This window comes from Chitinophaga pollutisoli, assembly GCF_038396755.1.
GTDB lineage: Bacteria > Bacteroidota > Bacteroidia > Chitinophagales > Chitinophagaceae > Chitinophaga > Chitinophaga pollutisoli.
Genome location: NZ_CP149822.1, coordinates 4,281,494 through 4,297,141 on the forward strand (window position 1 = coordinate 4,281,494; position 15,648 = coordinate 4,297,141).

Sequence of the window (15,648 nt, forward strand, 5' to 3'; positions counted from 1 at the left end):
AAGGAGGTGGGAGCCTCCTTTTTCATGTCAAACATCTTCGCTGAACTATTATTCCGTTTTAAGGCTAACCGCCGGGTTCATGAGCGCCGCGCGGATAGAAGAATAACCCACGGTGAGCAAGGTGATGGCGGCGCACAGCGCAACCGTGATGCCGTAAATGCCGGGCCCGACGCCGATCCGGTATTGAAACCCTTCGAGCCAGCTGTTCATCAGCCACCAGGATAACGGCGCCGATAGTACGAATCCTGCGACGAGCATGATCGTAAACTCGCGCCCGAAAAGCCAGATAACTGAAGGCACACTGGCGCCCAGTACTTTCCTGACACCGATTTCCTTCTTTTTCTGCTCCGCCATGAAACTGATCAGCCCATACAATCCCAGGCAACCGATCAGCACGGCCACGAGCGCGAATATTTCCACCAGTTGCTTCAACAGCGTTTCCGCTTCGTACATCGCGGCAATGTCCTGGTCGAGGAAGCGGTGATTGTAGAGGTAATCCGGAAATGTTTCGCTCCATATTTTTTCAATGGCAGGCATCAGCGCGGCGGATTGCTGCATATTGATACGAATGGCCAGCTCGCTGAAACGCCTGATATCGGAATGGAGGGACAGTGGCTGGAGGTTGGTATGAAAGCTGCGGTTATGGAAATCCTTGAAAACCCCGCGCACGACGGTCCTGACGTTATTGACGCGGATCGTTTGGCCGATGATGGCCTCCGCCGAAGCGACATTCAGTTTCTTCACCAGCATTTCATTGACCAGCATGCCATTTACCGTATCTGATGCGGGCAGGTTCGCGCCGGCAACCAGTTGAATGCCGAAAGTTTCCAGGTAGTGATCGTCTGCATACTTGATCGCCACCTGGAAATCTTCATCTTTTTCACGGCCGTCCATGCGCATGGAAGTGGCCATGTTGGTGGCGGACAGGGGCGCGGCATGGCAAAAGCTGGCAGTTTCCACACCGGCCAGCTGCGTGATGCGTTGGCGTAACGTATGCAAAGTGGAGGCGTTTTTTTCCGGGATCCTGAGCAGCAGGATGCCGTTTTTATGCAGGTAGCCGTCGGTGTTCATGGAAAAATGCATTTGCCGGGAGATGACGAGCGCACCCACGATCATGACTTGCATGATGGCAAACTGCAGCACGATCAGGGTTTTGCGGATGGAAACGCCTTTGTTTCCCTGTGGCCTCGTTTGCGCGCGCATCCCTTTCACCGGATTGAGGCGGGCTTGTTTCACGCCGGGATAGTAACCGGCCAGGAGCATAACGGCCAACAGCAATATTATAGCCACGCCAGCCAGCAGGATGATCGTTTGGCTGTTGAGGGGGATGTCTGTAAAAAGGGTTTTATTGAGTTGGGGCAGGGAGAGGGATACAATGACGGATGCGGTGATTACCGCAGCTGCCACCAACAAAAAGGTTTCGGAAAGGAACTGGCCGAAGATCTGCCAACGCGTGCTCCCCAGCGCTTTGCGCACACCGATCTCGCGCGAGCGACTGAGCGATTGGGCGGTGGAAAGGTTGATGAAATTGATGCAGGCTGTGAAAACGAGGAATGCTCCCATCCAACCCAGCGACCAAAGGTATTTCTTCTGGATGGTGCCGCTGAACCGCGTATCGAAGTGCAGATCGCGGAGGGGAAGCATGATGAAGAACATAAGGCCGCGGTCTTCCGGATTATTTTTGGCGATCACTTCCGGCAGGGCGTTGGCAGGGAGGCGGGCGTTGACGCCGGGCTTGAGCTTAATGAAGCACTGGATGCTGCTGGAAATGCCGCCCCATATGCTATCGCTGGCCAGGAACGCATTGTAGTCTTTGAATGTGGAATAGGAGAGGAAAATATCGAACCGGTGATCGGAGTTTTTAGGAATGTTTTTGGCGATGGCTTTGACGGTATATACGCCGTTGGCCGTAGTGAATTGTTTGCCGACGGCATGCTGTCCGGGAAAGAAGCGTGCGGCCGTTTCTTCGGTGATGATGGCGCCGTAAGGCTCGCCCAGTGCGGAAGCCGGCGTGCCGGAAACCATCGGGAGATGGAGGATGTTAAAATAGGCAGGCTCGGTGAAAACGGAGCGGGCGTCGAATTTTTTACGGTCGTTGCCTTCGCCGATGGTCACGAGCGGCTCGGTGACTTCGGCGCGCATGGCTACATTCTCGAAATATGGATAATCGTTCCGGAGAGCTTTGCCGAGCGGCTGGGGAACGCCGGTATTGAAGCCCTCGACCCCGCCGTAAGTGGTGCGGGAGCTGATGCGGTAGATGCGATCGCTGCCGGGATGGAAATTATCGAACCGAAGATGGTAGTTGATAAACAGGAATAGCAGGATGGCGCAGGCGAGGCTGGCGCCGAGCCCGGCAATATTGATAATTGCGTAGGACTTGTTGTTTTTCAGGCGCCGCCAGGCAGTAACTAACTGGATTTTCCACATACGTTGACGAATATGAGGATGTGCTACGACATAAAAAAGGCCAATTTGTTTATATATTGATTTTCAACTGGTTGGTGGATGAAGGTTGTCCGGAATGGCACAGGCGGATGTCCGGAAACGGACAGGTAGGGGAAAAGAAAAAGGAGGCGCGGGGGCCTCCTTATTCCAAATGCTTTGCAGCAGGATTATTTGAGATGCTTGTTCACGATACCAGCCAGTTCAAACATGGATACCTGCTTTTTGCCATCAAAAATGGTTTGCAGTTTGGCATCGGCATTGATCATGCGTTTGTTTTTCGAGTCCTGCAGATCATTTTTCTTGATGTACTCCCAGATCTTTTTGGTGGCTTCAGTTCTGGGGAGTGCTGTGCTGCCGATAACGGCGGCGAGGTCTGCACTCGGGGTCAGCGGGGCCATGAAAGCCGCATTAGGTTTGCGGGCAGTTTTGGCGGCAGCCTTTTTGGGTGCAGCTGCTTTGGCAGCGGCTTTCTTGGGGGCGGCGGCTTTTGCCGTTGTGCTGGTTGCGGCCTTCTTTGCGGGCTGCTTCACCGATTTTGCCATGATACGCGATATTTAATGTGGTTAAAAAGGATTTGATAGCACTAATATAAACAGTCCAATCCTATCCTGGTTCACCTATTTCCATCAAAATCATGCCATTCCCCCCTGAAAAGCGAAATTTTTTGCCGGGAAGGCCTTTTTGCGGTTTGAAAATTGCAATTTTTGGATTCCTAAGCGTAAAACCCCTCCCGCCCAGGCGCCTTAACTTTGCATCAGTTCCTCCAACAGAACCATCACCTTTAACTGAAAATCAATGAACAAGCAAGTCTGGTTTGTAACCGGGGCCTCCAAAGGCCTGGGCCTTTCATTGGCCCAAACCCTCATCAGCAAAGGCTATCGCGTTGCCGCCACCTCCCGCCGCCGCGAAGATCTCGTGTCCGCCATCTGTGAAACTTCCGACCGGTTTCTCCCCATCGGCCTGGATATCCTCGACGAAACCGCGGTGAAACGGGCAATCACTGCCACGATCAGCCATTTCGGCACAATCGATGTGGTCGTGAACAACGCCGGCTATGGCCTCCTCGGCGCCGTTGAGGAGCTGACTGACGCCGAAGCCCGCTCCAATTTCGACGTCAATGTATTCGGTTCCCTCAATGTGATCCGCCAGGCGCTGCCATTCCTGCGGAGCCAGGGCAGCGGGCATATCTTCAATATCGCATCCATCGGTGGTTTCACGGGCGCCTTCCCTGCATTCGGGATTTATTGCGCCACCAAATTCGCCATGCACGGCTATTCCGAAGCACTGGCGCAGGAAGTGAAACCCTTCGGCATCGGCGTCACCATCGTTTCGCCCGGCTATTTCCGCACCGATTTCCTCGGCGGATCCCTCGGCCTGCCGGCCACCGAAATGCCGGAATACGCGAACGTCCGCGCCATGCAGGCGCTGCATCAGCAAGACTATAACGGCAACCAGCCCGGCGACCCCGCGAAGGCGGCGGAAGTGATGATCCGCATCCTGGAAGAGAAAAAAGCCCCCCTCCATCTTTTCCTCGGGGCCGACGCCAACCAGCTCGCCGAGCAGAAACTGGCATCCCTCGCGCAGGAAATCGAAGCACTGAAACCGCTCGCCACCGCTACCGGTTTCGATCATTAACACACGCTCCAATGCGGATAAAAAACAGCCGGCCCCCAACGGAGCCGGCTGTTGTATTTTCAATGGCAAATTGATTTTTATGCGATCGCCTTGCCCATTACCGGGTCGGTAATGGATTCCTTCCCGCTTTCCGCGCGGCCGGCGAAGCGCTGCTCCCAGCCCGGGAAGCCATCCGCCAGCACGCTGAAATCGTACCATCCTTTGTGTTCGCTTTTGGTGACGATGATCTCTTTGCGGGCACCAGGCGCGAGCGCAAATGCATTGTCGCTCTTTCCGTAACCATGATCTTTCAGTTTGAGATGCACGGTTTGCGCGCCGCGGTTTTGCAATTGCAAGATGAGGTTGCCGGTCGGCGTTTTCGCTTTGCCGGTGGTTTCGAAGATGCAATCCACGCGTACGCCATGGTCTTGCTGCGTTCCGCGGAATTCGCGGAAGAAGCCGTTGGGGCCGTGCAAGCGCAAGGCATATTTCCCGTTGTCGAATTCCGCGATCGGCCATTCGTAGGTAAACCTGTCGCCGGCTTTGGACGCGAAATGCCAGTTGCGGCAAATTTCGCCCCCGTAACTTTCCGGTGCATACACGGTGAACGGCGATCCGGCGGAACGTTTGCCGAACAGCTGGTTGCCCGCGCCCATGTTGATCACGAAAGCTTTCTTCGTGTTATCATAAAGACCGCTGGCATATAATTCATACGGTAGCGAAGTGGAAGGCCGCGTACCGGTTTCCTGCCGTGCGAGCGGGTTCGCCGTTTCCGGATGCGCGATCATCTTTTCCAGTTCACTGCCGCTGATTTCCCTGAAACCCGACGGCAAATCCTTGAACTGCGCGCTGTAGATCGCTTCGATGAATTGTTTCTGCTCAAGGAAAGGCAGGCGCGAAGAAGGCACGGCGTCGGTTTCGCTGAAAGCGGCCGTGAGATCGCCGCAGATGGTGCGCCGCCATTCGCTGATATTGCCGCTGCGTATTTTCTTTTTGAATTTCTTCTCCACAAACGCTTCGAGGAACTGGAGGGTGGACGTGTGGTCAAACACCTGCGAGCACACTTTCCCGCCGCGACTCCAGGGCGAAGCGATAAGCAACGGAACCCTGTAGCCCAGTCCTATCGGGGCTTCGCGGGCATGCTTTTGCGGAACGCCCTGCGCCAGCTCGTTAGCCAGCCGCACATGCTCGATTTCCGTATCGATGCCGGCGGATACTTTACCGGTGCCAGGTTTGTTGTTGTCAGGAATAGAGAACGGCGGCACGTGATCGTAGTACCCGTCGTTTTCATCGTAAGTGACAATGAAAATCGTTTTCTTCCAGACTTCAGGATTCTTCGTGAGGATGTCCATCACTTCCGACACATACCACGCGCCATACCATGGCGCGCTGGGGTGATCGGAGAAATTCTGCGGGCTCGCCAGCCAGGAAACGGCCGGGAGCTTGCCGTTTTCCGCATCGTGGCGGAACTGGTAAAACAGGTCGCCGGCGGGCACGGGAAGGGTGCGCTGCTTGCCATTGTCGTCGTATTCCAGTTGTGAGAGTTTGCGGAAGTGGGGATCGTTTTTATTGATGACGAAAGCACGCTGGAAAAGCGCTTTCTCTTTTTCAGACAGTTGCGCGTAACGTTCTTTGCCCCACCTGGCCATGTCTGCAGTGGCTTTGTCGAGCACTTCCTGTTTCTTTTTGATGGCGGCCTGGTTTTTCTTCGACACTTCGTCGGAAGACGGGCTGGCCTCCGTCAGCGCGCGGATTTCGGCTGGCAGTTCATCGATTTGTTTTTGCAGGTTCGTTACATACCGGTCGGAGAACTGTACGTTATAAACTTTAAAGAATTCGAGCAGGTTGCAGCCGAAGTTCGCCAGCCAGGAACGCTCTTCTCCCTGGAAGCCGCCGCCGCAGGAGAGGTCGTTTTGGTAGAATTTCCAATCCACGCCGGCTTTGGACAGCAGTTCGGGGAAAGTTTCCCATCCCAGTTTGCCGTAGCTGTAATCCGTGTTGCGGATATGCGCTTTGGCGGCCCCGTTTTCCGGCACAGTGATTTTACCGGTCCAGAAGAAGGAACGGTTGGGCGTGGTGCTGGTCATGGCGGAACAGAAATTTTGGTCGCAGATGGTGAACGCGTCGGCGAGGGCGTAGTTGAAGGGAATGTCTTCGCGGGTGAAGTACCCCAGGGTGAGGGGCATGCGCTTCCAGTCGGCTTTCCCGGATTGCTTGACGAGCAGCCACTGATCGTATTTCCCTTTATTGTTGGCGTCTACCTGGTCGTGGCGCCCGTGCGGCAGCGCGCCCATCCAGGTGATGCGGCTGTCTTTCAGATCGAGCCGGAAGGGCGAGTAGGTTTTGCCTTCTTTGTCGGTCTGGAGCCAGACGGGTTTTTTATCGGGCAGGGAGATGGCGCGGGGATCGTTGAATCCGCGGACGCCTTGCAGCGTGCCGAAGCAGTGGTCGAACGAGCGGTTTTCCTGCATGAGGATCACGATATGTTCGGCATCGGCCCAGCTGGATCCCGGCGCGGGCTCGATGGCCAGGGCGCGCTGGATGGAAGCGGGCATGAAAGAGGAAAGGCCGGCGGCGCCGGAAAGGAGCATTGATTTCCGGAGAAATTCTCTTCTGTTGTCCATATTGACGTGGTTTGAGGAGATGTAGGCCGGTAAAATAGGAAAAAACATTTTTTAAGTATATTAAAATAATATGAACGGAAATGAAACCGGTAAATGAAACAAAACCGGCCGCCGGGACTACTGACATCCTGCTGACATCCTTCAATGATCCTCCAAGCGTCTCCAATGCTGGCTTAGGTTTGAGGGTGTTTGATTGAAGGATGGCTGAAGGATCATTGAAGGATCATTGAAGCCTGAAACCGCCCAACTGCTGACATCCTACTGACATCCTTCGCTCATCCTTCGAAGGTGTTCGCTCGTGGTGCGGGTTTGAGGGTGTTTGAACGAAGGATGAACGAAGGATAAACGAAGGATAAGCGAAGGATGAGCGGAGAAATGACCGCTCACCCCAGGTTTCTTCGAAGGTGGCCCCAATACGTCTGTCGGTCACCCCAAAGTTTTTAAACGGGTATCTTTTCGTGTTACATTTGTTGGGACGGAAAAGGCTTGCAGAATTACCGCGGGAATTTTTTTAACTTACGGCATCAGAATCAACCACGACCACCAGGTTTTCATTAGACGACAGCATTCATTCGGGGTTAAGTATACGTTATGGATCAAGCTCCAGACATAATTTTGATAGACCGGCTGAAGGAGGGTGACGTTTCCGCATTCGACGCATTGTTCCTGAAATATTACAAGGTGCTCTGCGCCAACGCTTACTGGTTCCTGCAGCAGGAGCACGAAGCGAAGGATCTGGTCCAGACTTTCTTCATGGACATATGGGATAAGAAGTTATATCTCCAGTTCAACGGGGATGTGAAAGGTTATTTGCATATGGCCGTGAAGAACCGTTGCCTCAACCACCTGAAGCGGCAGAAGATACGCGACGGCCACCAGGAGGCGTTTTCGAGCCTGCAGGACGAGAGCTGGCGGCCGGAGCAGGAGAGTGGCGGCGGAGAATATTACCGGCAGCTGCAATCGTCGCTGGAGCAGGTGACGGGCCAGAAGCGCATGGCCATTCATATGGTATATATGGAGGGCAAGCGTTACCAGGAAGCGGCCGACGAGATGGGGATCAGCGTCAATTCATTCAAAACGCACCTCAAGCGGGGACTGAAGCTCCTGCGGTCGGTAATTCATCAGAAAAAACCATAACTTGTTAACCGTATCATGGAATACCAGGATCACATATTTCAATTATACATGCACAAACTTTCCGGCGAACTGACACCGGAAGAGGAAGCGGGCATTGCGCGGCAGCTGGAGGAAGATCCGGCGTTCCGTGAAGCCTGGGAAGCCCTCGCGGCCGACGCGCGTTCGCAACGCACGGCGGTGTACGTGAAGGCCGTGGCGCCGGAATCGGGGCTCGACGAAATGAAGCAGCGCCGCAAACCCAAAAGCCGCCTCCGCGCCTGGGCCCCTTATGCCGCGGCGGCCATCCTCCTCGGCGCGGGCGCATGGTTCGCTTATCGTTCCAGCAGCACCGCATCTCCCGAAATAGTACAAACCGTTACCGCACCCATGCCCGGCGTGAGCCTCACCATGGCCAATGGCAAAACGGTCCATTTCCACCCCGACAGCGCCGCGCAAACGGTAGCGCTCGGCGGGTCGACCCTGCGTTCCGAAAATGGCACGCTCGATTATGAAAGCCAGGACACCTCCGTGACCGTGCTCAATGTACCAGCCGGCGGCACCTACCGCCTGGTATTGTCTGACGGTACGGAAGTCAGGCTCAACGCTTCCTCCCGCCTGCATTTTCCGTTCCATTTCGGCGCCGCGGCGCGCGAGGTGACGGTAGAAGGCGAGGCGTATTTCCGCGTGGCGAAGGAAGCCAAACGGCCTTTTATCGTACATACGCGGCAGGCCGACGTGCAGGTGCTGGGTACTTCCTTCAATATTAATACCTACACACCCGGCAGCGACAAAACCGCGCTGGTGGAAGGGAGCGTGCTCCTCAAGGCGCACAACGGCCGCCAGCTCACGCTGGCGCCGGGGCAACAGGGAGAGAGCACCGGCACGGGGCTCCAGGCGTCCGCGTTTGACGCCGACGAGGTGCTGAGCTGGATGAACGGCATCCGCTATTACCACAACGCCACCGTTCCCGACCTGCTGGAAGAAGCTTCGCGTTTTTACGGGCTGGCGTTTGAACCGGCGTCCGGGAAATTCAGCGGCGTGAAAGTAACGGGCCTCATGGACCGGGAGCGCCTCCAGGATTTTCTCAACGACCTGGCTACTACTACCGGCGGCGACGTCGACTATAACGGGCACACCATCCGCCTGCACTGATCCATTCTTCTTTCCCCCGAGAAAAAAATCTGCCTGCTGTCACCCGTTTTGCGAAAGCGGGTGTAGTTATGTTGATTTGATATCAACCAAACCAATTTTTTCCACATGAGAAAATGTATGCGCAATTGCCGCCTGGCAGTGCGATCCCTGGTGATTGTATGTCTGCTTTTTTCCACGTTCATCCCCGCTTCCGCGCAGGTCCAGGACCCTGCCCTGCAGAAGGCGGTGACCGTTTCGGGGAATAACATGACCATCCTCCAGGTGTTCCGCTCCATTAAAAAACAAACCGGCTTTACGCTGGTGTACAGCAATCAATTGCTGAACGACAACGAAAAGCTGAACCTCAATTTCCGGAACGCGAAACTGGAAGAAGTGCTGGATGCCGTGCTGAAAGGGCGCAACATCGTGTACCAGGTGCGCAGCAACCGGATCGTGCTGGAGCGTAAACCGGCGGCGCCTGTTGCGAAGCCGGCAGCGCCACAGGAAGAAGGAGCCAAAGAAACCACCGTGCGCGGGCAGGTGATGGACCCGGAAGGGACGCCGCTGCCCGGGGCCACGGTGGCGGTAAACGGTACTTCGCGCGGCGTAGCCACCGACGAAATGGGTGTTTTCAGCATCGCCATCTCCGAAGGGCAAACGCTCCGCATCGCCATGATCGGCATGAACCCCGTCGAAATCCCTTATACCGGGCAGCGCACCCTCAAAGTAACGCTCTCCGAAAAAGTGGACAAGCTCAATGAAGTGGTCATCGTTGGTTTTGGAAAACAGAAAAAAGTAACCGTGACCGGTTCCGTTGCGTCCGTGAACATGCAGGACATGCGCACGCCCGTGATCAGCCTTACCAATGCCCTCGCAGGCAAGGTGGCCGGCGTCATCAGCATGCAGAGCGGCGGTGGCGAACCGGGGTACGATAATCCCACCTTCACCCTCCGCGGCGTTGGTACTTTCCAGGGCAGCGTTAGCCCCCTGATCATCGTAGACGGGGTGCAGCGGCAGGATGTGAACTCCACTTACGGCGGCGCATTCAACAACATCGACCCCGAAGATATTCAAAGCATCACCCTCCTGAAAGACGCATCCGCTACCGCGGTGTACGGCGCCAAAGGCGCCAACGGCGTGCTGATCATCACCACCAAGCGCGGCGTGGCCGGCAAGCCGAAAGTTTCCGCCAAGGCGGAAGCCGGCGCTACCGGGCTTACCAAGCTTCCTAAAATGGTCGACGGTGTGAAATACATGCAATTGTATAACGAAGCCCGCAGGAATAACGGCGAATCCGAAACCTACACGGAAGAGCAGATCGCCAAAACCGCCAGCGGCCTCGATCCCTACCTGTACCCGAACGTAAACTGGATGGAGCAGATCTATAAAGACTGGACGCCCATGACCAACGCCAACGTGAATGTATCCGGCGGCGGCGAGGCGATGCGGTATTATGTGTCCATGTCGTTTTACAACCAGGACGGGCAATACAACGTAACGAAAGTAAACGGGTACAATCCCAACCTGAACTTCAAGCGGTACGATTTCCGCAGCAACGTGGACCTCAACGTGACCAAATCCACTACTTTATCCCTGAACCTCGCGGCGATGCTCGTAAACAGCCGCTTCCCGGGGGCTTCGTCGAGGGATATCTGGTATAATACCTATGCCACCAATCCCATCGCCTTCCCGGTATCCTTCCCTGGCAACGTTTGGGCAGGCCCTTCGAACACAGGCGGTGTGAACCCGTTCAACGTGGTGCAGAACCAGGGTTATTCTACGGAGTTCAAACCCTCGGTGCAGTCGGTGCTTTCCATCAACCAGAACCTGGACGCCGTTACAAAAGGGCTGACCGCTACCGCGCGGTTTTCTTTTGACTCTTACGGCGAGTTCGGGACAGAGCGCCGCGGCCTCAACGATTTGTACCTGGCCGACCGCCGCGACAGCGACGGCAACCTCGTATTGCGCCAGACCCGCTTCGGCGATAAATTCCTGGGCTTCGGCACGAGCTCTTCCGGCGAAAGGATGATGTACCTGGAAGGTAACCTCAGTTACGACCGTACTTTCGGCGATCACAGCTTCGGCGCGCTGCTCGTTGGCGCGATCCGCAACCGCCAGCGCGGTACCGCCCCCGACGTGAAGTGGTCTATCCCTTTCCGTAACCAGAACGCCGCCGCCCGCGTGACTTACGGTTATAAAGATAAATACCTGCTGGAAGGCAACTTCGGCGCCACCGGCTCCGAGAACTTCCAGAAAGGCGAACGCTGGGGCTTCTTCCCGGCCGTGTCTGCCGGTTGGGTGATCTCTAAAGAAGACTTCATGGCCAGCCTGCCGGCGTTTTCCCTCCTGAAAGTCCGCTTCTCCATCGGTAATACCGGTAACGACGCGATCAACCAAGACCGTTTCGGGTATCTGACGTACCTCACCACAGGCGCGCCAGGTATTTCCTTCGGAACATCTCCTTCCCATATTCCCGGTACTGCCGTGCAGGTTTTCGGTACACAGGGGCTTACCTGGGAAACCTCCACCAAAACAAACCTCGGCATCGACATCGGGCTGTGGGATAAACTGAACGTTACCTTCGACCTGTTCAAAGACCGTCGCCGCCAGATCCTTATCCAGCGCGGTTCTATTTCTTCCATCGGCGGTTACGACGATTACGCCATCTTCGCCAACCTCGGCGAAATGGAAAATAAAGGGTTCGACGGCAGCATAGAATATAATACCCATATCGGGAAAGACTTCTCCCTCCGCCTTTTCGGGAATATCACCTACGCCCGCAACCGCATCCTCGACGCCGACCGGCCGACTTCCATTTACCCTTATCAGTCTTTCGAAGGCTCGCGATTCGGCGAATATTGGGGTTATCGGCACCTGGGGCTGTTCCGGGATGATGCTGACGTGGCCCGCAGTCCCGAGCAGCTGCGCCCCCTGCAGCCCGGCGATATCAAATTCACGGACATGAACGGCGACGGAAGGGTAGACGCGAACGACATCAGCGCGCTCGGCAAATCCTCTTTCCCTACATGGTCTTACGGATATGGCTTCAACCTCGGGTATAAAAGATGGGAATTATCGGCCCTGTTTGCCGGTGTCGCCGATGTAGGCATCATGGCGAACGGTTCTTACGTGAACCTGGAGAACGGGACGGCTGTTGGCGTGGGCATCGTGCCCTTCGCCGGTATCGGCCTCTATCCCGGCAGTGTGCTGGCGAATGTGGAAGACCGCTGGACGAAGGAAAATCCCCGGCAGGATGCCTGGTACCCCCGCCTCACGATCACCAACTCGGGCGACAACAACTACGTGAACAGCGACTGGTGGTTGAAAGACGGCAGCTTCATGCGGCTCAAACAGGCATCGTTATCGTATAACATCATCACGCCGGCCCAGCACGTGAAAGGCATCAGCAGCCTGGCGGTATACGCCAACGGCACCAACCTGCTGACCTTCTCCAAATTCAAACTCTGGGATCCTGAACTGGGCTCCAACGCCGCCAGGTATCCTTTTTCCAGGACAATCACCCTCGGGCTGAGGGCGCAATTCTAACCGCTACAACGATCCGATATGATCAAGAGAATAATTTTTCCGCTGCTGGCCATTGGCTTCGCGTCTTGTACGAAATACCTCGACAAGCAGCCCGATAACCTGCTGACCGATGAAATGGTCTGGCAGACGAAAGCGGGCGCAGAAGGTTACCTGGCCAATACTTACAGCCATATTTATTTGCACGACGGCGGTGATTTCGCGACCATGGGCGCCGCCGACGAGTCTTCCGTATCCATCGGCACCACCAACGTGCGCCAGATGGTAGCAGGGAACTGGAGCCCCGGTGCGGCTTACTTCAATTATTGGGGTAACATGTACACCGGTATCCGCAAGACGTTCGTTTTCGAGGCGAACATCGGCAAGGTGCCGTCGCAGCAGATGAGCGACGACCTGAAAGCGCAGTATATTTCAGAAGTGCGTTTCCTGCGCGGATATTACTATTTCTACCTGCTCCGCCAGTTCGGTCCGTTCGTAATTGTGAAGGAAGAAATGAGCCGGAATGATGATTACGACCAATATCCCCGTGGTTCCTTCGAAGAATGCGCGGCGTACATCAACGAACTGATGGATGCGGCAGCCGTTGGGTTGCCGGCGCGTTGGGAATCGGCTGCCAACAATGGCCGTCCGACCAAAGGGGCCTGTCTGACCATCAAGGCCAAAGTGGCGCAGCTGGCGGCGAGCGAGCTGTGGAACGGGAATCCGGCATTCGCCACCTTTAAAAACAAAGACGGCAAGCAGCTGGCGCCGCTTACCAATGATCCTGAGCGCTGGCGCATCGCTGCGGAAGCGGCGAAAGCGGTGATCGACCTGGAAGCGTATAAATTGTTCACCAACCTCGACAACGGCGGTAATTCCTTCAATCCGTACGAGTCTGTCCGCGACGTACATCTCACGGCCTGGAACGATGAGATCATTTTCGGCGTGGTGAACTGGAACCGCTGGGGTTTCACCAAATGTGCCTCCCCGGCTCCGGGCGGTTATGCGATGTATTGCGCCACCCAGAACCTGGTGGATGCCTTCTCCATGAAAAATGGGCGTACGATCAACGATGCCGCTTCGCAGTATGTGGAAAACGGTTTCGCCGGTTCGGCGCAGGCCGAAAGCTGGGGGCACCGGATGGGCGACTGGAACATGTACGCGAACCGTGAGCCGCGTTTCTACGCATTCATCAATTACAACCGCAGGCCGGTAGTGGCCGCGCGTACGGCAGACGAGCGTAATTTGTATTCTTCCTCCGGAAATGCAGACGGCACAGGCCGGACGGAGTTGTATTATACCGGCGCATCGGGCCAACGCTGGGCGGGCAGCAATAATCTGACGGGGTACCTCGTGCAGAAGCGCATCAGCTCCACCAGCAGCATTTATTGGGACCAGGTGCCGCACCTCGCGCCGTTTATCTTTTTCCGTTATGCGGAAATACTGCTTGATTATGCCGAAGCGCTGAACGAATACCAGCCTTCGAATCCTGATATCGTGAAATACCTCAACCTGGTGCGCGAACGTGCGGGCCTGCCGGGTATTGAAACGGTATATCCCGCCGCAGTGGGCAACAGGGAAGAGATGCGCAGGCACATCCTCCGCGAGCGCCAGGTGGAGCTCTGCTTCGAAGGAGACCGCTACTGGACGCTCAGCCGCCGGCTCCTCGCCGGCAAGCCCGAAAACACGGCGATCTACGGCATGGACGTAAACGCTAACGACGACGGCCTCGGCTTCTCTTTTACCGGATTCTACACCCGGAAGCTATACCAGCAACGCTACTGGAGAGATAAAATGTATCTCTTCCCCATCGCACAAAACGATATGGAGCGCGCCCGGGCGCTGGTGCAAAATCCCGGTTGGTAAATCATTGACCTGAACATTCAACGCAAACGATTATGTTGAAAGCATTCACACGATACATGCTGGCCGCCGCGATGTTGCTGACGGCCTGCAAAAAAGACGAAGCCAAACACGAGCCCGGCGTACCGATGACGGTTTCCGGTTTCATCCCCGCTTCGGGCGGGCACGGCACGTCGATCCTCATCAACGGCTCCAATTTCAGCAGCGATACGGCAGATGTGGAAGTGACCATCAACGGCAAAAAACTCCGCGTTATCGGCAGCAGCCTCAGCCAGATCATAGCGGTGGTGCCGAAGCGTTGCGGCTCGGGGAAAGTCACGGTGAAAATCGCCGGGAAAGAAATAGCGAGCGGCGGCGATTTTACCTACAACTTCACCCGCACCGTAACCACCTTCGCGGGTAACGGAACGGCAGGTTATTCCAACGGCAGGGGAGAAGACGCGATGTTCAATTTCAACGGCGTGGACTGGTACCGCGGCGGCGGCATCGCACTCGACAAATCCGGGAACGTGTATGTAACCGATGTCGGTAATTATTGTATCCGGAAGATCGATCCCACCGGCCTGGTGACCACCCTGGCCGGCACCAACTCCCAGGGAGATGCGGACGGCACCGGCGCCCAGGCGCGCTTTAACCTGCTTTACGGCCTCGCGATCGATAAAGACGGCAACCTCTTCACCGCCGATCCCGGCTCCTGGAAAATCAAGAAAGTGACCCCGCTGGGCGTGGTAACCACTTACTTGTCCGCCGCCACGGCCCCCTGGCTCGTGACGGTCAACAAGCAGACCAACGAACTGTTTTACGTAACCTGCGACTGGAACGGCGGGATTTACCGCGTACCCTCCGAAGGCGTGCAGTCGACCATCGCATCGGATCTTTATTACCCGGCAGGCATCGGGTTCGACAGCAAAGGGAACCTCTTCTTCGCCAGCAACGGCAACCATGTGATCTACAAGCTGGAGAAAGATACCTGGGCCAGGACGCTTTTCGCTGGTATGGAAGGTGCGGCGGGTTATGTGAACGGTCCTGCCACACAAGCGAAATTCTCATCGCCTTACGGCATTTCCATTGACGGCGAGGATAACATCTACGTAGCCGGTAACGGTACCTGGAACGGCATCGACAATGCCGACCAGGGCATCCGCTTCGTGGATGGAAAAACCGGCGCGGTAAGCGCTTACGCAGGCAGCAACATTTACGGTTATATGAACGCGCTGAACGAGAATGCACAGTTCCGTGGCCCGCTGGCAGTGGTGACCGACGACAACGGCGTATCCTACGTCATCGACAAGAATAATAACCGGATCAGGAAGATCGTATCTGAATAATGTAA

At 55.8% G+C, this 15,648-nt stretch carries 9 protein-coding genes; 6 read left to right on the forward strand and 3 right to left on the reverse strand.

The window, feature by feature from the left end:
- Nucleotides 1-48 precede the first annotated feature (48 nt).
- Both WJU16_RS18000 and WJU16_RS18005 read right to left on the reverse strand, forming a co-directional pair.
- Nucleotides 49-2,427 carry an ABC transporter permease gene (locus tag WJU16_RS18000; RefSeq protein ID WP_341834838.1) on the reverse strand — a complete coding sequence of 793 codons (2,379 nt, stop codon included), beginning with the start codon at nucleotides 2,425-2,427 and terminating at the stop codon, nucleotides 49-51.
- Between the two features lie 185 nt (nucleotides 2,428-2,612).
- On the reverse strand, nucleotides 2,613-2,987 hold the full coding sequence (locus WJU16_RS18005) for an SWIB/MDM2 domain-containing protein (protein WP_298717252.1): 375 nt from the start codon (nucleotides 2,985-2,987) through the stop codon (nucleotides 2,613-2,615).
- 253 nt (nucleotides 2,988-3,240) lie between these two features.
- On the opposite strand from WJU16_RS18005, the gene WJU16_RS18010 reads away from it, so the two are divergent.
- Nucleotides 3,241-4,080, forward strand: coding sequence for an oxidoreductase (locus tag WJU16_RS18010; protein WP_341834839.1), 840 nt, complete (start codon nucleotides 3,241-3,243; stop codon nucleotides 4,078-4,080).
- Nucleotides 4,081-4,157: 77 nt separating this feature from the next.
- Here the strand turns inward: WJU16_RS18010 and WJU16_RS18015 are convergent, their stop codons facing one another.
- Entirely contained in the window at nucleotides 4,158-6,683 is a 2,526-nt protein-coding gene (locus WJU16_RS18015) for a phosphocholine-specific phospholipase C (protein WP_341834840.1), read from the reverse strand.
- 591 nt (nucleotides 6,684-7,274) lie between these two features.
- Between WJU16_RS18015 and WJU16_RS18020 the strand changes: the two genes are divergently transcribed.
- The 5 genes from WJU16_RS18020 (at nucleotide 7,275) to WJU16_RS18040 (ending at nucleotide 15,643) form a co-directional block, all read left to right on the forward strand.
- Nucleotides 7,275-7,820: a sigma-70 family RNA polymerase sigma factor gene (locus WJU16_RS18020; RefSeq protein ID WP_341834841.1), complete on the forward strand. Its 546-nt coding sequence runs from the start codon at nucleotides 7,275-7,277 to the stop codon at nucleotides 7,818-7,820.
- A gap of 48 nt (nucleotides 7,821-7,868) precedes the next feature.
- Nucleotides 7,869-8,951: a FecR domain-containing protein gene (locus WJU16_RS18025; RefSeq protein ID WP_341834842.1), complete on the forward strand. Its 1,083-nt coding sequence runs from the start codon at nucleotides 7,869-7,871 to the stop codon at nucleotides 8,949-8,951.
- A gap of 105 nt (nucleotides 8,952-9,056) precedes the next feature.
- On the forward strand, nucleotides 9,057-12,476 hold the full coding sequence (locus WJU16_RS18030; protein ID WP_341834843.1) for a TonB-dependent receptor: 3,420 nt from the start codon (nucleotides 9,057-9,059) through the stop codon (nucleotides 12,474-12,476).
- Between the two features lie 18 nt (nucleotides 12,477-12,494).
- Nucleotides 12,495-14,318, forward strand: a complete 1,824-nt coding sequence (locus WJU16_RS18035; RefSeq protein WP_341834844.1) for a RagB/SusD family nutrient uptake outer membrane protein — start codon at nucleotides 12,495-12,497, stop codon at nucleotides 14,316-14,318.
- Nucleotides 14,319-14,350: 32 nt separating this feature from the next.
- Complete coding sequence (locus WJU16_RS18040) at nucleotides 14,351-15,643, forward strand: IPT/TIG domain-containing protein (RefSeq protein WP_341834845.1); 1,293 nt, start codon at nucleotides 14,351-14,353, stop codon at nucleotides 15,641-15,643.
- Nucleotides 15,644-15,648: the final 5 nt, after the last annotated feature.